Origin of the sequence: Methylophaga sp. SB9B, assembly GCF_004832235.1 — a bacterium.
GTDB lineage: Bacteria > Pseudomonadota > Gammaproteobacteria > Nitrosococcales > Methylophagaceae > Methylophaga > Methylophaga muralis.
Map to the genome: position 1 here is coordinate 109,383 of NZ_SSXS01000006.1, position 18,913 is coordinate 128,295.

General features: G+C 44.5%; 22 protein-coding genes. 14 read left to right on the forward strand and 8 right to left on the reverse strand.

Translation table 11 applies throughout. From position 1 onward, the window contains the following. The first annotated feature begins 20 nt into the window (after positions 1-20). Positions 21-941, forward strand: coding sequence for an LpxL/LpxP family Kdo(2)-lipid IV(A) lauroyl/palmitoleoyl acyltransferase (gene lpxL, locus E8Q33_RS08200; protein ID WP_069296071.1), 921 nt, complete (start codon positions 21-23; stop codon positions 939-941). Here the strand turns inward: lpxL and E8Q33_RS08205 are convergent. The 4 genes from E8Q33_RS08205 to E8Q33_RS08220 form a co-directional block, all read right to left on the reverse strand. Then, positions 931-1,416: an acyloxyacyl hydrolase gene (locus tag E8Q33_RS08205; RefSeq protein ID WP_136554062.1), complete on the reverse strand. Its 486-nt coding sequence runs from the start codon at positions 1,414-1,416 to the stop codon at positions 931-933. The two genes, lpxL and E8Q33_RS08205, sit on opposite strands and share 11 nt — an antisense overlap. Positions 1,417-1,537: 121 nt before the next feature. Continuing rightward, complete coding sequence (gene rpsI / locus E8Q33_RS08210) at positions 1,538-1,927, reverse strand: 30S ribosomal protein S9 (protein ID WP_014705972.1); 390 nt, start codon at positions 1,925-1,927, stop codon at positions 1,538-1,540. 12 nt (positions 1,928-1,939) lie between these two features. Then, positions 1,940-2,368 (reverse strand): 50S ribosomal protein L13, encoded by a 429-nt coding sequence (gene rplM / locus E8Q33_RS08215; protein ID WP_014705973.1) that lies wholly within the window; start codon positions 2,366-2,368, stop codon positions 1,940-1,942. Between the two features lie 86 nt (positions 2,369-2,454). Continuing rightward, on the reverse strand, positions 2,455-3,252 hold the full coding sequence (locus E8Q33_RS08220; RefSeq protein WP_069296073.1) for an undecaprenyl-diphosphate phosphatase: 798 nt from the start codon (positions 3,250-3,252) through the stop codon (positions 2,455-2,457). Positions 3,253-3,373: 121 nt separating this feature from the next. Between E8Q33_RS08220 and E8Q33_RS16720 the strand changes: the two genes are divergently transcribed. From E8Q33_RS16720 to E8Q33_RS16730, 3 genes are read left to right on the forward strand one after another with little or no spacing between them, the layout of a single operon-like run. Next, a complete protein-coding gene (locus tag E8Q33_RS16720; RefSeq protein WP_371413277.1) occupies positions 3,374-5,494 on the forward strand; it encodes a DUF3683 domain-containing protein in 2,121 nt (706 codons plus the stop codon). Next, a complete protein-coding gene (locus E8Q33_RS16725) occupies positions 5,440-6,108 on the forward strand; it encodes an FAD-linked oxidase C-terminal domain-containing protein (RefSeq protein WP_371413278.1) in 669 nt (222 codons plus the stop codon). The genes E8Q33_RS16720 and E8Q33_RS16725 overlap by 55 nt, the downstream gene beginning before the upstream one ends. Further along, positions 6,105-7,229 carry a DUF3400 domain-containing protein gene (locus E8Q33_RS16730; RefSeq protein ID WP_371413279.1) on the forward strand — a complete coding sequence of 375 codons (1,125 nt, stop codon included), beginning with the start codon at positions 6,105-6,107 and terminating at the stop codon, positions 7,227-7,229. Before E8Q33_RS16725 ends, E8Q33_RS16730 begins: the two co-directional genes overlap by 4 nt. Positions 7,230-7,288: 59 nt before the next feature. Here E8Q33_RS16730 and E8Q33_RS08230 read toward each other — a convergent pair whose 3' ends face one another. From E8Q33_RS08230 to E8Q33_RS08240, 3 genes are read right to left on the reverse strand one after another with little or no spacing between them, the layout of a single operon-like run. Further along, on the reverse strand, positions 7,289-7,636 hold the full coding sequence (locus E8Q33_RS08230; protein ID WP_069296075.1) for a HopJ type III effector protein: 348 nt from the start codon (positions 7,634-7,636) through the stop codon (positions 7,289-7,291). A gap of 15 nt (positions 7,637-7,651) precedes the next feature. After that, positions 7,652-8,317, reverse strand: a complete 666-nt coding sequence (locus E8Q33_RS08235; protein WP_136554064.1) for a nitroreductase — start codon at positions 8,315-8,317, stop codon at positions 7,652-7,654. Then, a complete protein-coding gene (locus tag E8Q33_RS08240) occupies positions 8,307-8,696 on the reverse strand; it encodes a YbaN family protein (RefSeq protein WP_136554066.1) in 390 nt (129 codons plus the stop codon). The genes E8Q33_RS08235 and E8Q33_RS08240 overlap by 11 nt, the downstream gene beginning before the upstream one ends. A gap of 245 nt (positions 8,697-8,941) precedes the next feature. On the opposite strand from E8Q33_RS08240, the gene E8Q33_RS08245 reads away from it, so the two are divergent. The 10 genes from E8Q33_RS08245 to E8Q33_RS15630 all read left to right on the forward strand — a co-directional run bounded on the left by E8Q33_RS08245 (position 8,942) and on the right by E8Q33_RS15630 (position 18,661). Further along, complete coding sequence (locus E8Q33_RS08245) at positions 8,942-12,100, forward strand: HD domain-containing phosphohydrolase (protein WP_136554067.1); 3,159 nt, start codon at positions 8,942-8,944, stop codon at positions 12,098-12,100. A 53-nt stretch (positions 12,101-12,153) separates the two neighbouring features. Continuing rightward, the gene (gene ylqF / locus E8Q33_RS08250) at positions 12,154-13,068 is read left to right on the forward strand and encodes a ribosome biogenesis GTPase YlqF (protein WP_069296079.1); all 915 of its coding nucleotides are present in this window, start codon (positions 12,154-12,156) and stop codon (positions 13,066-13,068) included. Between the two features lie 64 nt (positions 13,069-13,132). Continuing rightward, positions 13,133-13,648 carry a Slp family lipoprotein gene (locus E8Q33_RS08255; RefSeq protein WP_136554069.1) on the forward strand — a complete coding sequence of 172 codons (516 nt, stop codon included), beginning with the start codon at positions 13,133-13,135 and terminating at the stop codon, positions 13,646-13,648. A 110-nt stretch (positions 13,649-13,758) separates the two neighbouring features. Beyond that, positions 13,759-13,944 carry a hypothetical protein gene (locus tag E8Q33_RS08260; RefSeq protein WP_069296081.1) on the forward strand — a complete coding sequence of 62 codons (186 nt, stop codon included), beginning with the start codon at positions 13,759-13,761 and terminating at the stop codon, positions 13,942-13,944. 2 nt (positions 13,945-13,946) lie between these two features. Then, a complete protein-coding gene (locus E8Q33_RS08265) occupies positions 13,947-14,213 on the forward strand; it encodes a hypothetical protein (RefSeq protein ID WP_069296082.1) in 267 nt (88 codons plus the stop codon). A gap of 398 nt (positions 14,214-14,611) precedes the next feature. After that, entirely contained in the window at positions 14,612-15,319 is a 708-nt protein-coding gene (locus E8Q33_RS08275; protein WP_084002998.1) for a hypothetical protein, read from the forward strand. A 47-nt stretch (positions 15,320-15,366) separates the two neighbouring features. Beyond that, positions 15,367-16,323, forward strand: coding sequence for a nucleotidyltransferase domain-containing protein (locus tag E8Q33_RS08280; protein ID WP_069296085.1), 957 nt, complete (start codon positions 15,367-15,369; stop codon positions 16,321-16,323). 5 nt (positions 16,324-16,328) lie between these two features. Further along, positions 16,329-17,792, forward strand: a complete 1,464-nt coding sequence (gene gnd, locus E8Q33_RS08285) for a decarboxylating NADP(+)-dependent phosphogluconate dehydrogenase (protein ID WP_136554160.1) — start codon at positions 16,329-16,331, stop codon at positions 17,790-17,792. A 99-nt stretch (positions 17,793-17,891) separates the two neighbouring features. Next, on the forward strand, positions 17,892-18,224 hold the full coding sequence (locus E8Q33_RS15625) for a hypothetical protein (protein WP_211116125.1): 333 nt from the start codon (positions 17,892-17,894) through the stop codon (positions 18,222-18,224). Further along, positions 18,218-18,661 carry a phosphotransferase gene (locus E8Q33_RS15630; RefSeq protein ID WP_211116126.1) on the forward strand — a complete coding sequence of 148 codons (444 nt, stop codon included), beginning with the start codon at positions 18,218-18,220 and terminating at the stop codon, positions 18,659-18,661. Before E8Q33_RS15625 ends, E8Q33_RS15630 begins: the two co-directional genes overlap by 7 nt. Here the strand turns inward: E8Q33_RS15630 and E8Q33_RS16735 are convergent. Further along, positions 18,650-18,757, reverse strand: coding sequence for an SdiA-regulated domain-containing protein (locus E8Q33_RS16735; protein WP_211116127.1), 108 nt, complete (start codon positions 18,755-18,757; stop codon positions 18,650-18,652). The genes E8Q33_RS15630 and E8Q33_RS16735 overlap by 12 nt on opposite strands. Between the last annotated feature and the right edge of the window lie 156 nt (positions 18,758-18,913).

Below are 18,913 nucleotides of genomic sequence, written 5' to 3' on the forward strand. Positions count from 1 at the left end.
TTTGTATTGTTAATGCCGCGATGAAAATTCTCAGTAAAAAATTCCTTCACCCTCGATTCTGGCCTAATTGGCTTGGCTTGCTGCTTATGCGACTTTCGATTTATTTGCCAAAATCATGGCAACTTTTTGCTGGTCGCAACTTAGGGCGCTTGATGCGATTATTTATGAAAGATCGCGAGCGAGTCGCCAAACGGAATCTTGAATTATGTTTTCCTGATATGCCATCAAGCGAACGCGAAAGTTTACTTAGAGAAAATATGTTGACGATGGGCATGATGCCGATTGAAACCGCCGTGAGTTGGTGGGCCAGTGATAAAAGTCTGCAAAAACGCGTTGAATACCATGGTCTTGAACATATTCAAAATGCATTGGCAAAGGGCAAGGGTGTGCTGTTATTAACAGGACACTTTACCAGTATGGAGTTAGGCGGACGGCTTATCATGTTGAAGCAGCCGTGCTATGTCATGTTTCGAGAACTGAAAAGTCCGCTCTTTAATGCGGTAATGCTAGTTCAACGCGAACGACATAGTGAAGGCACAGTGTTGCAGGCGGATATGCGTGGCATGTTGCGAGCTTTAAAGAAAAATAAGGTTGTATGGTATGCCCCGGATCAAGATTTTGGCCGTAGAACCAGTGTGTTTGCGAAATTTTTTGGTATTAATGCGGCGACTATCCCGGCGACGGCACGACTTGCCAAAATGAGTGGGGCAGCCATTGTGCCTTATGTGCCGAGGCGCTTGGCTAATGGCAACTATTCAATTGATATCGGGCCTGCATGGGAGAATTACCCAATTGGCGATGACTTGGCAGATGCGCAGAGAGTCAATGATTGGGTCGAAGCGGAAATAAAAAAATCGCCGGCGCAATACTTGTGGATGCATCGGCGATTTAAAACGCAGCCTGAGGGAAAAGGTTTATTTTATAAAAAACTCAGCGATTAAACGGTGAAAAAGTGTAGCTCAGGATCAATGATTCTGAACCAGGATTGTTTTTGGCGAGATTGGCATTAGACATATGATAGAGCGTTAATGCCATCCGGGAGCCAGGTGCCACCCGATAACCGATTTCAATGCCTGAACGAAATAAAAAGCCGCTGCCCAGATCCTGACCATCTCCATCCTCATAACCTACTACGGCGAGCTGAGGAGTTAAAATCCATCTCTCACCGAGATTGATATCGTATCGGCCGCCAGCATGAGCCCAATAGCCACCATCGGTATTCGCGCTGACACCTACAGCAGGAATGATGTTGAAAAAGGATTCTTGTGATGCAAAACGATATTCAATGCCCAACTCTAGTGAGCTGTCTTCAAAAACTTCAAAACTACCTGCTGAGATAGCGATTTCTGGGGATTGCGCTTGAACGCTGAAGCAGGTCAGTAATCCAATCAGTCCAATAATGCCCTGTATTCTCATCTCTCTTATCCTTTTTATAGTCTAACAAAATCAGTCTATTAGATAGCATGATTCAAGCTGTTTGTGAAGTTTTAAACAAAAAAAACCACCCGAAGGTGTTTTTTGTTCTGAAAACGTCGTATTAACGTTTTGAGAATTGTGGTTTCTTACGTGCTTTATGCAGACCGATTTTCTTACGTTCAACGGCACGAGCATCACGAGTAATGAACCCTGCGCTACGTAAGTCAGTTTTCAGTTCGCTGTTGTATTCAACTAATGCGCGGCTGATACCATGACGAATCGCACCAGCTTGACCGTTATTACCACCACCACGAACGGTGATTTTCAGGTCGACTTTATCTAGCATTTCAACTAGTTCAAGTGGCTGACGAACAACCATGCGAGATGTTTCACGACCGAAGTAATCTTCAAGGCTGCGAGTGTTGATGGTAATGTTGCCGCTGCCTGGCTTCATGAATACACGAGCGGTTGAGCTTTTGCGGCGGCCTGTAGCGTAGTAAGAATCTGCCATGACGTTATCCGATTAAATTTCGAGCATTTTAGGTTGTTGAGCTGCGTGTGGATGTTCAGTACCAGCATAAACTTTCAGTTTGCTGAACATAGCACGGCCCAAAGGATTTTTAGGCAACATGCCTTTCACTGCTGTCTGGATAACACGCTCAGGCGCTTTGTCCAGTTGTTTTTCCAGCGAGATAGATTTGATACCACCGATGTGACCAGTGTGGTGATAGTAAATTTTATCTTTCATTTTGTTGCCAGATACACGCAGTTTTTCAGCGTTCACAACAACAATGTAATCGCCAGTATCAACGTGAGGTGTATAGATAGCTTTGTGTTTGCCGCGCAGACGGCGAGCGATTTCTGTTGCCATACGGCCCAGAGTTTTGCCATCGGCATCAATTACGAACCAGTCGCGACGAACTTCTGCTGGTTTTGCACTTAAGGTTTTCATTCCGCGGGGTGCTCCTGAAAATATACGCATGCGGTCAAATAAAGAGGGAGAATGTTACGGATTCGAGCAAAGTATGTCAACTGCAATTAACTAAATATAAACAGCAGGATGCCACCAAGTGCTAAGCGGTAAATGACAAAAGGCCACATACCTATCCGTTCAAGTAATTTCAGAAACAAAAAGATACAAAGATATGCACTAATCGCAGAAAAAATAGCACCTGCAGTTAAAGCAAACCAATCCGTAGCTTGATCCGCTTCAATTAGTTTGATTGTTTCCAAACTACCGGCAAGAAAAATTACTGGTATTGATAATAAAAAGGAGAATCTGGCAGCGGCTTCCCGTGTCAAACCCAACATCAACGCTGCGGTCATAGTAACACCTGAGCGTGAAGTACCGGGAATTAATGCTAATGCCTGAACCACACCGATAATGAGAATATCTTTCCAGCTCATTTGTTGTTCAGTGCGATCTCGTTTGCCTTGCCAGTCTGCAAAGCCTAATAACAGGCCGAATATAATAGTAGTGGCGGCTATGACCAGCGGACTGCGTAGGAATAATTCTATGAAGTCGCCTAAAAACAATCCGGCAAGGCCAACCGGAATGGTGCCAAGAATTACTGCCCAGGCTAATTTACTTTCACCTACGGTTTGTCTTTGTTGCAGTGAGCGAAACCAGTCTGCGATAAGTTGTCTGATAGTGGCGCGAAAATAAAAAATGACCGCAGCCAATGTACCAACATGCACAGCAACGTCAAAAGCCAGTCCCTGATCCTCCCAACCGGCAATAATCGGTAGCAGTATTAAATGAGCGGAGCTTGAAATGGGCAGGAATTCAGTCAGGCCCTGTAACAGGGCAAGTGCAACAATTTGTATAATTTCCATATTTTTCTCGTTAACTGCCACTTCCGGCAAAAGGCTCACTATAAATGGGTCTTATAATAGCGGGCTTCGTGTTAAAATCTGCGATTAAATTCACTTCTCAATCAGGATTAGCTGACCCATTATGTCAACTCGTATAAGAGAAATCCCCTACAACTATACTTCTTTCTCAGATCGCGAAATCGTTATTCGATATCTGGGAGAACCGATGTGGGAAATTCTGCAACAGTTACGTGAACAACGCAAAACAGGCCGCAGTGCAAAGATGCTGTTTGAAGTGCTGGGCGATATGTGGGTTATCACCCGTAATCCGTATATTCAGGATGATTTGATTGAAAACAGCAAGCGCTGGGATTCATTGCGCCATGCTTTGCATCACCGTTTGGATCAGATCCGTCAGCGTGCGACAGAAAACGATAATCAACTGGCATTACAGCTGGAACAAGCAGCCCGTAAGGCAGTAGAAAAATTTGAGCGTGAATTGCTGGCAACTGCCGATCGCCGCAAAGTGGTGATGCGCCGTCTTAGCCGTGTCACCAAAAAACACAATATCTGTTTTGATGGATTGTCCCGAGTCTCACACGTAACGGATGCCACAGACTGGCGTGTAGAGTATCCGCTTGCAGTTATTAAACCGGATACTGAAGCAGAAATGGCTGCCATTATCGCCGCCAGTATCGAGTTGGGATTAACGGTTATTCCACGCGGTGGCGGTACTGGATATACCGGTGGTGCGATTCCTTTGACCGCTGACAGCGTGGTGATCAATACCGAAAAGCTGGAAGGCTTGGGATCGGTTGTCTATCGCAAACTTCATGGACGTGATGATGAAGTAGCCACCGTCAGGGCTGAAGCAGGGGTGGTTACCCGACGTTTATCTGATCTTGCTGGCAAGCATGGTCTGGTATTTGCGGTTGATCCTACCTCTCAGGATGCGTCCACTATCGGTGGTAATGTGGCGATGAATGCCGGCGGTAAAAAAGCCGTCATGTGGGGAACCGCGCTGGACAATCTGGTCTCCTGGAGAATGGTGACCCCCGATGCTACCTGGATGGAAGTGGAGCGACTTAATCACAACATGGGCAAAATCCATGATATTGAGATGGCGACTTTCCGTATCAGCCGTTTTCAGGCTGATGGCAAAACCTTATTGGAAGAGCCGGAAGACATTGCTATTCCCGCCCAACAATTACGTAAGCTCGGCTTGGGTAAAGACGTTACCAATAAATTTTTGGGCGGTTTGCCCGGTATTCAGAAAGAAGGCTGTGATGGCCTGATTACCTCTGCAGTATTTGTATTGCATCGTATGCCGCAATTTATTCGTACCGTGTGTCTGGAATTTTTTGGTAACGATCTGAGTAAAGCCGTGCCGGCAATTGTGGAAACCAAAGACTTCCTCGATAACAACAAAAAAGTGTTGTTGGCGGGTATGGAGCATCTGGACGAACGTTATGTAAAAGCCGTGGATTACAGCACTAAAGCGCCACGTTCAGAATTACCCAAAATGGTATTGCTCATCGATATCGTCGGTGATGATGAAGACGCAGTGGCCGAAGCCAGTTCTGAAGTCGTGCGTTTATCCAATGCTCGTGAAGGGGAAGGTTTTGTCGCGGTAAGTCCCGAAGCTCGAGCCCGATTCTGGGCTGACCGTGCGCGTACGGCGGCTATTGCCAAACATACCAACGCCTTCAAGATTAATGAAGACGTGGTTATTCCGCTTGAGCGTCTGTCGGAATATAACGATGGTATCGAACGCATCAATATCATTCATTCCACCCAGAATAAATTACGCATGGTGGATGCGGTGCTGCAGTTCTTAAGCAGTCAACCGAAAGAGTTAAAACAAACCGTCAAAAAGCTCGATGACAGTGCGGAAAATGATGCCATTCTGCAATCCAAAATTGATGCAGCATGTAGCCATTTACGTGTGGTTCAGACTCGCTGGAAAGAGGTTTTAGATAATCTGGATTCAGTGGCTTTGAATCATCGCGAACTGTTAGCCGATGAAGTAATTAATCTGCTGGCGGAAAGCGATACCTTATTTAATGTGTTGCAGCGCCGTGATCTTCGCGTTTCCTATCGTAAAGAGGTTGAAAAACCGCTTAAAGAAATGTTTCAGGGCAATCGCTGGAAGCATTGCGCAATAAGCTGGATGAAATTCATAAAGAATTGCGTTCAAGCCGTCTGTTTGTGGCCACGCATATGCATGCGGGCGATGGTAACGTGCACACCAATATTCCGGTGAACTCCAACGATTATCAAATGATGCATGAAGCAGAATTGATCGTTGATGATGTTATGAAACTGGCAGGTGATTTGGGCGGTGTTATCTCCGGTGAGCATGGTATTGGTCTGACCAAGATGCAATATCTGGACAAAGCTACAATTGATGCCTTTGCCGGTTATAAACAAAAAGTCGATCCGTTTGGTCGTTTCAACGCCGGTAAATTGCTGGCAGGCTCCGGATTAGAAAATGCCTACACGCCATCATTGAGATTATTGCAGCAGGAAGCATTGATTCTTGAAGCCAGTGACTTGGGTGAGATCAACAACGATATCAAGGACTGCCTACGTTGCGGTAAATGTAAACCAGAATGTACTACCCATGTGCCGCGTGCCAATTTGTATTACTCGCCGCGCGACAAGATCCTGGGTACCGGTTTGATTATGGAAGCGTTTCTTTATGAGGAACAAACCCGCCGCGGCATATCAGTACGTCATTTTGAAGAAATGAATGATGTGGCAGATCATTGCACAGTTTGTCATCGCTGCCTGAACCCATGCCCGGTGAATATCGACTTTGGTGATGTGTCGATGAAGTTGCGTGCTGTGTTGAAGAAACAGGCAAACGTCATATGAATCTGGGCACCTGGTCTTCAATGGCGTATCTGAATGCCACGGATCCATTAACCGTAAAAATCATGCATAAAACCATGATTCAAATGGGCTTCAAAGCTCAGCGACTGGCACATGCGGCAGCAAAATATCTAGGGATATTAGCTAATCGCAAGAAAAAACGGCCGTTGCCTACTACGGGTAAAACACCGATCCGGGAACAGGTTGTACATTTTGTCAAAAAACCGATGCCAGGCAATTTGCCTACGCGCACCACGCGGGGCATGTTGGGGTTGGAAGATGACAAAATGGTGCCGATTTTGCGAGATCCAACCAAAGTCACCGAAGATTCCGATGCGGTGTTCTATTTCCCTGGGTGTGGTTCCGAACGACTGTTTAGTCAGGTGGGTTTGGCGACCTTGGCGATGTTGTATGAGGTGGGTACGGAAACCGTATTGCCGCCGGGTTATTTATGCTGTGGTTATCCGCAGGCTTCTATCGGTGATGATGAAAAGTCGACGGCGATCTCCACCAGCAACCGGGTATTATTCCATCGGGTTGCCAATACATTGAACTATATGGATATCAAGACCGTTATCGTGTCTTGCGGTACTTGTATGGATCAGCTGCTCAAATATGAATTTGAAAAGATTTTCCCTGGCTGCCGGTTATTGGATATTCACGAATATCTGATGGAAAAAGGCGTCAAGATGGAAGGTGTGGATGGCGTGCAATATTTGTATCACGAACCTTGCCACACACCGATGAAAACCTACAAATCTACCAATGTGGCGGCTTCCTTACTGGGCCAGCAGGTGACATTGAATGACCGCTGCTGTGGTGAGGCTGGTTCATTTGCTGTGTCGCGTCCGGATATTGCCACACAGGTTCGATTCCGCAAGGAAGAAGAAATCACCAAAGGCATTAAAGAGCTGACCGGACAAGACAAAGCAGTAAAAGGCAATGTGAAAATGTTGACCTCTTGCCCGGCTTGTCAGCAAGGTCTTTCACGTTACAGCGAAGATACTGGCATTGAAACTGATTACATTGTGGTCGAAGTGGCCAAACATGTTTTAGGTGACAAATGGCATACACAGTTTATTGATAATGTGAAAGCTGGTGGTATTGAGCGGGTATTGCTCTAAGCAAACCAATTTAAACCCCGAATGCAAAACTCTGCGTTCGGGGTTCTTATTTGTCAGCCTTAATGATTGGGGGTAAGAGCTTCACCATTAAAACTCACACGATCCCAGCCAAACTTTAGAAAATTACGAATATTCTGGTGATCTTCACCTTTTGGGTTGAGCAGGACATCGCTTCGGTAATACCGACCGAAGCAGGCCAAAGTCTGTGATTCACCTAATTCGTGCAAAATGCCAAAAAACAGAATTTTGCACGAGCCATTATTTTCTCCAGCCTCATTATGCAACTCACCGTTATGAAATGCGGTGGGCGTGAATTGATAATTCGCATCAATCACCGCAATGGTATCTTCGAAATCCAGCGCCGAAGGATTATCATTTAAGGTGCTTAGAAATGTCGTTAAATCCATATAAAAACTCCAAAATCAGGTAAAAAAGCGGGTAAATGCGGCGACCGGTTCACGTGCTGTGCGATATTGATTAACCGCAGCATCAACATCTTCATAACCCAAAGCCATACCACAGACCAAAATAGTGTCAGCAGGATAATGCAAAATGCTTTTAATTTGTTCGGCATATTCGGCCAATGCCGCTTGTGGACAGGTAGCAAGACCTTTGTTTTGAGCCGCTAACATCAAATTTTGTAGAAACATACCTAAATCGAGAAACGAGCCGGTCTGCATCTCTGCATCCATAAAAAACAGCAACATCACTGGCGCATCAAACGCCCGATAATTAGCTTCCCATTGTTGCTGTTGAGCCAGCTTATCTTTTCGATCAATCTGTAAACTTTGATAAAGCTGCAAACCACAGGCACGGCGGCGTTCGATATAAGGTGAGCGCCAGGTTTCGGGATAATAAGGGTAGTCAGGTTTTGGCTTAACACCACTTTGAAAAGCCTCAACCAAACACTCACTGATTTGCTGTTTGGTCTTACCAGTCACTACGGCAACTTGCCAGGGCTGAGTATTGGCGCCAGAAGGTGCAAATCGGGCGGTGTCGAGGATGTCATCGATAAGTTCTTCGTCTACCGCTTTGTCGATAAAGGCTCGGGTGCTGTGACGTTGTTTGATAAGCTCATCAATCTTCATATTTCGGCTCAGCTTCTTTTAATCTCAGCACAAAGCCTATCATTATTACTGCCAAACTCAGCACCACGAGTTGCATGCCGGTACGACCCCATAACATCGTAATGGAAAAGCTAAAAGCAATTACCAGCATGATAACCGCTTGGATTTTAGTACGTCGCCGAACGGTCTTGGTTTGATCCCACTGTTTTAATGGTGCGCCAATCCAGCGGTTATTCAGCAACATATTATGAAAACGTGGAGATGTCTCGGCAAAACATGCCAGAGCGAGCACCATAAATGGTGTGGTCGGAACAACAGGCAGCAGGGCACCAATAATGCCTAAAACGACACATAACCAGCCGCAACTGAACAGTAAATAATGTTTGATTCTTTTTTGCATAATGAAAAGCAGTGCTGTCCAAGCCTTGGACTTATTTGTAATAAAGGGTTGTCTTTCCAGACAGCTAAAATGTTTAATGTCATTATCAAGCAATGATTATACGTGCTGGCAAATTCGCTTGGGTTTGCATATTCAGCTTAATTTGCAAAATCTGAACGTGTTCTTAGTAAGTAATTAAAACTATGTGACAAGCTTCAGCGGTCGATTATCTGTTTGACTAAGTTTTTTCGCCAAAGAGGGCTGGGATGGAACAGCGAAACAAAAAATTTCAATTATCAATCCGCACTGCTGTTATGGCTGGTTTCATGTTTTCCAGTTTATTGGTGGCGGTGGTCGCCATCACAACACAATATTACGTTAATAAAAATGTAGCCGAGAGCACGCTTACTACACGTTATCAACAAACATTAGCCAATATCCGCGATTATCTTGAGTCGATAGATACACGCGCTTTTCACGAAATTAATGAATTAAAACAACTACCCAGACTAATCGATAACCCACAAATTAGTGATGAAACCCGCCAGCTACTGGTTGCGGTGATGCAACGTAATCCGTTATTTCAGTCTGTCTATCTTGGGCATCAAAATGGTGAGGTTGAACAACTGATAAATTTACAGGCTTCTCCCACATTACGTCAGCAGTTAAGGGCAGAAGAGGCGGATCGTTGGTTATTGATCAAGGTGATTAACCAGGGCGAACAGCAGCAGCGACGATTGGAATATTATGATCGCAACTTTACGCTACGACACGTCTGGCAGCATCAAAGCAATATCGATATAAGTCAGCAATCATGGTTTTCTGCAGCTAATACCGATGAGGCTGTCAAAACCCAATCCTATTTGCTGGCCGAAGCTTCGACACCAGCCCAGAGTTATTCCATAAAATTACCAGAAAGCGAGACAGTTCTTGCCATCTCGACAGAACTATCATCATTATCCACTATGCTGAAAAATCGTGATGCCGGTAGTGCTACTGAAATCTATTTTTATCCGCAAACAGGCGGCGTAATTGCATCAAATCAACCAGAAGAAGCACTGACATCATTACCTGCCGCACCCAGACTTGAGTTAAGCAATGAGCAGTTATCACTAATTCGGGACAATCCTGTATTACGAATCACCAGCGAAACTGACTGGCCGCCATTAAATTTTTCCAATAACGGCGTTCCCAGTGGTTATGCCGTGGATATGTTGAATTACATTTCACGGATGACCGGTCTGGAAATGCGCTTTGTTACTGGTGCCAACTGGCAAGAATTGGCAACAAAGTTTGTCGATGGTGAACTGGAGATCATGCAGCCGGTTTTTTACAGTGAATTTCGCAATTTTATGGGTGAAATGACCATCCCGTTTGTCGATGTTCCTTACGGTGTGATTACTACTTCAGATCTACCCGTTACTCACATTTCAGAGTTAAACGGTAAAACGATTGCTATTCCTCAAGGGTGGTCTTTAACAGAGAGGCTGCAAGCTGAATTTCCGGATATAAACATTATTGAAGTTGAAACAGTTCGTGAAGTATTTTCAGCGGTTATTTCCGGGCAGGTTGACGCAGGTATGGATACGGCGATCACTTTGCAGTATATCGCCGCACAACAACATGCTGATGAGATAACAGTGCATCAAGGGGTTGATTTTGCTCCAGCACAATTACCCACGGGCTTACATTTTATGGTTAACCGACAACGAGCTGGGCTGGCTGATATCCTCAATCGTTCACTGGAAAATTTGTCGGATAACCATCACCAGGCCTTAGTCGATAAATGGTTTAACTCGATTGATAAAAATCGCAACCTGCAAGCATTACATATTGAACGTTTCCAGAATAATGCCTTGCCGGTATCTGATGACGTGCAGTCACTCCCCCTCAATAATCAGTCCTATTTTGTCTATCATCAAGCCGTTGCGATTAATGATGCCGAAAACCATTATTTGACTATCATTTCACCACAAAAGACGGTGATGGACGCGGTGTGGAGTAAGACTAAAAATGCCATGCTAGTCGCTGGTTTGATGTTGCTGCTGCTATTGCCTGTCAGCTGGTGGTTTGTTTCGGTGATTTTAGATGCGCTGAAAAAAACTCAGCACAATATCGATCATCTTCAACAACGTCGTTTTACGGCTGTCGAAACTCAAGCAAGTCACTTGCTGGAGTTTAATGACTTAAGTCGCAAGCTGAATGATCTGGCGATGGCTACACAGTTGTATCAACAATCACATCAGTATTGGACGGATAGTCTGGTGAAATCAGTGGCCCGGGCTATTGATGCTAAATCCGCTTATCCGACCCGTCACTGCGCATTAGTGCCGGAACTGACAATGCTACTGGCAGATAAAGCGGCGGAGTCTACTGATCCAGCCTTTACAGATTTTCAACTTGTTAATGAAATCCAGCGTCGCGAATTGAGTTTAGCTGCTTGGATGCATAGTTTCGGCAAGATCACTACACCGGAATATCTGGTCGATAAACGTACCAAACTGGAAATGCTTTATAACCGGATTCACGAAATCCGCATGCGTTTCGAAGTATTGTGGCGCGATGCAGAAATCGACTTCTTGCAGCAATCCATGCAGCAGCCTGAAAACAGAGAGATGTATGAAGAGGCTTTAAAGGTTAAACAACTGCAGCTTGAAGATGATTTTGCCTTTGTGGCGCAGTGCAATATTGGCACAGAGTTTATGGACCAAAATGCCAATGAACGGCTGAAAAGATTGGCAAAGAAAACCTGGGAACGACATTTCGATGATCAGCTTGGTTTGTCTCCGGTGGAACTCGATCAGCAGCGCGTATCGATACATAGCCTACCGGCGACAGAGCAATTACTTGCAGATAAGGCTGAGCATATTATTCCGCGTAATGCGAAAGCCACTGCAGATGCCATTGCTGGTAAAAACAACCTTAATCAGCCGGAACATGGCTTTAACCATGGTGAACTGTATAACCTCACCATTGAGTCAGGTACGCTGACTATGGAAGAGCGTTTCAGAATTAACGAGCATATTCTGACGACCATCAAGATGCTTGAGTCGCTGCCTTATGTTGATGAGCTTTCCAATATTCCACGTTACGCTACTACCCATCTGGAAACCATCAATGGTAGCGGTTACCCTCGCGGTTTAACCGCGGCAGATTTATCCGTGCCGGAACGTATCATCATGCTGGCCAACGTGTTTGAAGCATTAACCGCTGCTGACAGACCATATAAGAAAGGCAAAACCTTAAGTGTGGCTATCTTTATTTTGCATCAACTGGTCGAACAGGAATTAATGGATCGCGATGTCTTCGAGTTGTTTCTGACTAGTGGTGTTTATAAACAGTATGCTGAACGTTTTATGGCTAGCGAACAAATTGACGAAGTGGATATCAGCAAGTATCTGCGCGAAGAGGACCGTTATATTTAACGCTTAAGCGTTATAATGGCTAAACCAATTCTGGTGTTTTTAGTGAGTTCTTGATGGCAATTCAGTGGTTCCCAGGGCATATGCATAAAGCCGGACTGGAGATGAAAAAAATCCTGCCACAGATGGATCTGATCATCGAAGTGCTGGATGCCCGACTTCCTTACAGCAGCTCCAACCCGATGTTGGCTACCCTGCGAGGGGATAAACCTTGTATAAAAATATTGAACAAGGCTGATCTGGCCGATCCCGAACTGACTGTGATTTGGCAGCAGCATCTTGAACAGGAGCAGGGAATCAAAACGCTGGTGTTATCGGCAAATGAAACTTCTCGGGGTAAAGAACTCATTGCTCTATGCCAAAAGCTGATCCCCAATAAAGCCAATAGCGTCAAAAAAATTCAGGCGTTGATTATGGGGATCCCCAATGTCGGTAAATCGACATTGATTAATGCCCTGGCAGGAAGACTGATTGCCAAAACCGGCAATGAACCAGCTGTAACCAAGGTACAGCAACGTATTATTGTTGATGATGTAGTGGTGTTACATGACACGCCGGGTGTGTTATGGCCAAATTTGGAAAATCATGACAGCGGGTATCGTTTGGCGATTACCCATGCGATAAAAGAAACCGCTTTTGAAAACCCCGATATCGCTTTATACGCCGTCAAATATCTTATGCAGTTTTATCCTGAAGCGTTAAAAAGCCGTTTTAATATCGATGGCATTGCTGACAATGAACAAGTGATGCTGGAAAACCTTGCGCGTAAACGGGGTTGCATAAAAGCGGGTGGCGTGGCGGATATTGAACGGATCAGTAAAATTTTGCTGACGGAATTACGTAGTGGTCAATTGGGCAGACTGACTCTGGAAACACCTGAAATGACCGAACGTGAATGGTTATTAGTGTTAAGAAGACGCGAAGAAAAAGCGGCCAAGAAAGCGGCACGTAAAACTAAAACTAAGCGTTAATTGCTGTGGATAGATCTGGAAAGAAAGCAGGTCAATTTAAAAACTGTTATTGGAGCATGGATTTATGCGTATTTTAACTTTGTTCGTGATCCTGGTATTAACCGCTTGTGGCCCGACCAAGCCTTCTATCCATGCAAAATCAAACAACGATATTAGCTATGAGCAGGTCATACAAAACGTAGACCTTTACCAAGGTCAATTGGTGCGGTGGGGCGGTATGATTGGCCAGGTAGCTAATTATGAAAATTTCTCTGAATTAACCATCGTACAATTTCCTTTAACCCGTCATGGGGTACCGATTTCAACGGAACCAAGTGCTGGCCGTTTTATTGTACGCAGCGAGCATTTTTTGGACCCGCTGATTTATTCACCAGAGAAATTAGTCACTATTATCGGCACAGTTAAAACATTACAACTGCAAAAAGTCGATCAGAAAATGTTGAATTTACCTCTAGTTACGGTTGAGCAAAGCCATGTCTGGCCACAAAATAATCCTTCCTCATCGCGTACCTATAATCCTAAGCATGACGCTCCATTTCTGGGGTACGGATATTATGGAACGGGTACTTACGCCCCATAAAAGCAAAGCACAAGCCATCTTTATTAAATCTAAATAATAATTATTTGCATTTAGATTGATCCGTCTTTATACTGCATCCAACCTTATCAATCTTGCTGAGGTATCAAAAGATGCAGACTTCAAAAACGTATTTTCCGAAACAAAATGCCATACATGTGGCGTTTAGCCCTGATCGGCTGGAAGCTTTAATCAGTCAGGGAAAACTACACGCTGCCGACTTTAACTGTCTGGACAAAAAGTCCAAACGCACTGTGTGGAGCATGCTGCTTGCCGCCGCAGCTCACAGATTGAGTTAATCATGAATGCAAACAGAGCAGAACGAGCAGAAACCTGGTGTGAAGCGGTTATTTTGGCCGCCAATGAACAGTTGGAATCAATGTATCGCCAACATGCCTCAGCATGTCTGGCGCTACAAATCTCCAGAAATTATCGATTATTACTTACCCACAACGAACATCCCTTAAAGAAACAGCACTGGCGGGCCTTATCTCAACGCTGGTTACTGAGTTATCAACTTCATCGAGGTCAACAACGGGGATTACCCGATATGTTGGAAAGCCTCTGAATCTTCATATTTAAAAAAGGATCTTCCTGATGGCTTCAAATTCCTGCCAACCTGAACATGTATTTTCTTCCAGTACCTGCGATATTCAGTTCTGTCCTGATTGCCAGATGGTGCACCTCAACATAGGGGGCCATCACCATTCGCATGACCGAACAACATTTTGCAGCTTATGCGATTGATATCAGCAAAGCCTTATTTCATATGCGACAACGTGAAATTCATCAGGCCGATATGCGGGTAATGATGTAACTAATCTAAGCCCTAATAGCTAACTTCACCTGAAGTAAGCAAACCATGCCTCATATTTTGCGAGCTAATAAAAGCTAATTTAATATCCTGCAGCACTTTTCAGCTATGCTTATAGGCTAGTGATAAAGATCTGTTGAGGAATGCGCGGAATGGTGAAAGGGATTAAAGTCGCAATTCAGCTGTTGATTTTGCTACTGATTCTGATTTGGCTGGTCTGCGGATTGCTGCTGAATCACGCCAGAGATCTAAAGTTGGAACAACACACGCTCGCGCATCCCTGGTTACTTGAGCATTACAAAGTAACCGATGTCCCGGTGGAGCATGGATGGTTATTGGCCGATCAGCTGTTTATTGAAATTGACTCAGAACTCTATGTGAATGCTGAACGTAAACTGCGTTTGAATCGTCCATTATTAGGTGGGATTTTACTGGACGATATTATCGTTTTGGCGACCGATGATAATCTGATCCTGTTTGATAGCACTGGTCAGTACATTAGCGTGTTGGGTGCTGCAGAGCTTATTCCTGCTGAAATTCAAAATATCGGCTTACATCATGGCCTTCCGGTGTTGCAAACACGAACGGGCATGTGGCAAGGTAATTCGATATTGGATGATTGGCAATTGATCTCACTAGACGGCGTATCATGGAGTGAATCGGTACCTGTTCCAGAATCAACGATGAATCAGCTCAGGCAGCAGTTTGAAACCTATGGTGTCAAATTAACAGCCTTATTATCCGATCTGCATAACGGCAGGTTTTTTGGTGAACAAGGACGCTGGTTGATTGATGCATTATTGTTGTTGATACTGGTACTTGCATTGCGAGGCATGTTTGGAATGTTAGACAAGCCATAATCGGACAGCTATGCGATTATAACGATTCATTATTCGGAGGTAAGTTTTTGAGACTGCCAGAGTTTCCATTTCTGCCCAAAGACTTCATTGAAACTGAAGAGGGATTGATCTTTGCCGTAGTCAGTTACCATCCGCATGAACACAAAGTAGGCTGCTTTTTACGTTACGTAAATGATCAAAACGGCTGGCATAAAGTGGATACCGAACAGGCCAATCGTTTACTTGAACGGCATCATCCAGATTATCTTTATTATTCAAATCAGTTTGATGCGACGTTTCACGCGGTGCCGGTAGACAGAATAATATGCCACCATCGCCCTGAAGAACGACTGCAAATTTTAATGCACCAACCGGCAGAAGATCCTCTGCAACAAAAACTTCATAAATTGATAACGATTTTGCAACGCTATCAGGTAGATATTGATGCAATGGGGCTGACAGGCTCGATGTTGATCAATCAGCAGAAATCTACATCAGATATCGATTTGGTTATCTATGGGCGTGACGCATTCCATCAATGCAGACAGGCTATCCAAACTGCAATTGCTGATAATCAGTTGCAGAAGCTGGATAAAACTCAAATGCAGGAGAACTATCAAAGACGTGCGAGTGAGCTGGATTACGCTAGTTTCAGCTGGCATGAATACCGAAAATACAATAAAGCGATGATCGATGGCAGTAAATTTGATATTGGCATGGTCTGTCTAATAGATGAATTAGATATCGAACATCGGCATTTTCTTAAGCAAGGCATTAAAACCATTCAATGCCGGGTGACTGATGACAGTCGTGCATTTGATTTTCCGGCACGATACCAAGTTGACAACGCCGTTACTCCCGAATTGATTTCCTTTACTCACACCTATGTTGGACAGGTGGTCAAAGGTGAATTTATCGAGGTATGTGGTGCGTTGGAATGTGATGCTTCTGGAACCTGCCGTATTGTTGTGGGTTCCTCCCGTGAAGCTCGAGGCGAATATATAAAGGTGGTAGATCAAAAATGAGTACTATGGTGCAAAATGAGAAAGCAAAAGCAGATATCGGAGTAGTAGGGCTGGCCGTTATGGGACAGAACCTGGTGCTGAATATGAATGATAAAGGCTTTAAGGTGGCGGTTTATAATCGCACAACTTCTAAAGTTGATGAATTTCTCGAAGGTCCGGCCAAAGATACCAATATTATCGGCTGCCACGATTTGAAAAAATTTGTTGAAAGCCTGCAAATCCCACGACGCGTGATGTTGATGGTCAAAGCCGGTCCAGTAGTGGATGCCTTTATTGAACAATTGGTACCGTATCTGGACAAAGGTGACATCATTATCGATGGTGGAAATTCCTTGTTTAATGACAGTGACAGACGGACCCATGAGCTGCATAAAAAAGGCATTCTATTTGTCGGCAGTGGTGTCTCCGGTGGCGAAGAGGGAGCCCGTTTCGGACCTTCATTAATGCCGGGAGGCAATCATGCAGCATGGTCAGCGATTAAACCTATTTTCCAATCCATAGCAGCTCAGGTTGATGGTGAAGCCTGTTGTGATTGGGTTGGCAATGACGGAGCAGGCCATTATGTAAAGATGGTGCATAACGGCATTGAATACGGTGATATGCAACTAATTTGCGAAGCCTATCAAATGATGCGTGAAGGGCTAGGCATGTCGGGAGATGAAATTCAGCAGGTGTTTGCTGAATGGAATGAAGGTGTGTTGGATTCGTATCTGATAGAAATTACCCGCGATATTTTAACTGTTAAAGAACCTGATGGCAGCCTGCTGATCGATCATATTTTAGATACAGCCGGACAGAAGGGGACTGGCAAGTGGACTGGCATGAATGCATTGGAATTAGGCATTCCTTTGACCTTGATCGGTGAAGCCGTTTTTGCTCGTTGTTTATCGGCACTCAAGGATGAACGGGTAACAGCTTCTAATGTTCTACCGGCATTTGCTGGAGAGTTTTCAGGTGACAAAGCTGAGATGGTAAATGCCATTCGTGACGCTCTATATGCCTCGAAAATTATCTCTTATGCTCAAGGCTATATGTTGATGCGGGAAGCTGCCAAAACCTATGGCTGGGAACTTAATTATGGTGGTATTGCATTGATGTGGCGTGGTGGCTGTATTATTCGCAGCCGCTTCCTCGGCAATATTCGTGATGCTTTTGAACGTAATCCACAATTAGAAAACCTGTTATTGGATTCATTTTTTATTGATGCCATCACCGAAGCCTTACCCGGCTGGCGTAAATCGGTGGTGTGTGCCATCAATCTGGGCGTGCCGACGCCAACATTCAGCAGTGCTTTAGCGTTTTATGATGGTTATCGAAGTGAACGACTGCCTGCCAATTTGTTGCAAGCGCAACGGGATTATTTTGGCGCGCATACCTATGAGCGCTTGGATAAACCACGCGGAGAGTATTTCCATACTAATTGGACAGGTCGTGGTGGTAATGTCTCAGCGTCCACTTATGATGCCTGAGAAATAACTCAATAAAAGTAACTATAGAAAGGGCGATTATTCGCCCTTTTATGTATTTGAAAATTGGTATCTGCTGCAAGACTAGTTATCATTTGTGACATGAAAAAAATAACGAGTTGGCGCTTACTGCCCGAATTCCCACATCTGCAGACAGAGTTTGCTGATTTGAATCAAATCTTTAACTTGCAGGGCGAAACGATTACCAGTGAACGGCTATCTGATTTAATACGAATCAAAATTGCCGATGATTTTTATTACGTTAAACGTTATCGAGTTGCGGGCAAAGGTTTACGCCGCTTTCTGGGCAAATCAAGAATTCGCAGTGAATGGGAAAATCTGTTGTGGTTTGCTGAGCAAGACATCAGTACTGCTCCGGTGATTGCTTATGGTTTGGAAACCGCTGGGGTTTGTTTCATCGCGGGGCGATGGTGACCAAAGGAATTCCCAACAGTGAAGATTTAGCCAGTTTGGCAAGAGCCAATGACCCTCGGTTAAATGATGCAGTTTGGGTAAAAAATATCAGTTTACAAGCCGCGCAAATGCTGCAGAAAATGCATCAAAAGGGCTTTGTTCATAATGATTTTAAATGGCGCAATTTGTTAGTCGATGATCAGGATAGGCTATATGTTATTGATTGCCCTCTAGGGGCCTTTTGGCGCGGAGCTTTGTTGCGTTATCGCTGTATTAAAGATCTGGTCATGCTGGATCGTGTTGCCAAATATAAACTCACACGTAGTCAACGAATGCGGTTTTATCTGCAATATCGAGGGCATCAGCGTTTAACTGGTGAAGACAAACGTCAACTACAACAATTGTTGTCGAGAAAAGAACGAAGAGCATGTAGTTTTGCTCCTAAATTAGCTGTTTAGAGGCGTTTTACGCGTTAAAATCAACAATTGATTAGGTTCGCCGACGACATAGATATTGCCGTCACTATCAGCAGTGACACCTTCCGGCTGTCGCATTAACGGCCATAGATTAAATGGGCCGCGGCCAGTCTGACACGTGAACGCTCCTGCCCTAATAAATCAATTACGTGCAGGCTATATGATTCATCGCTGAGTACCAGTAATTTCTGCTCTGAGCCCTCATTTAGCAGGGTTAATCCCGAGAAATCACCA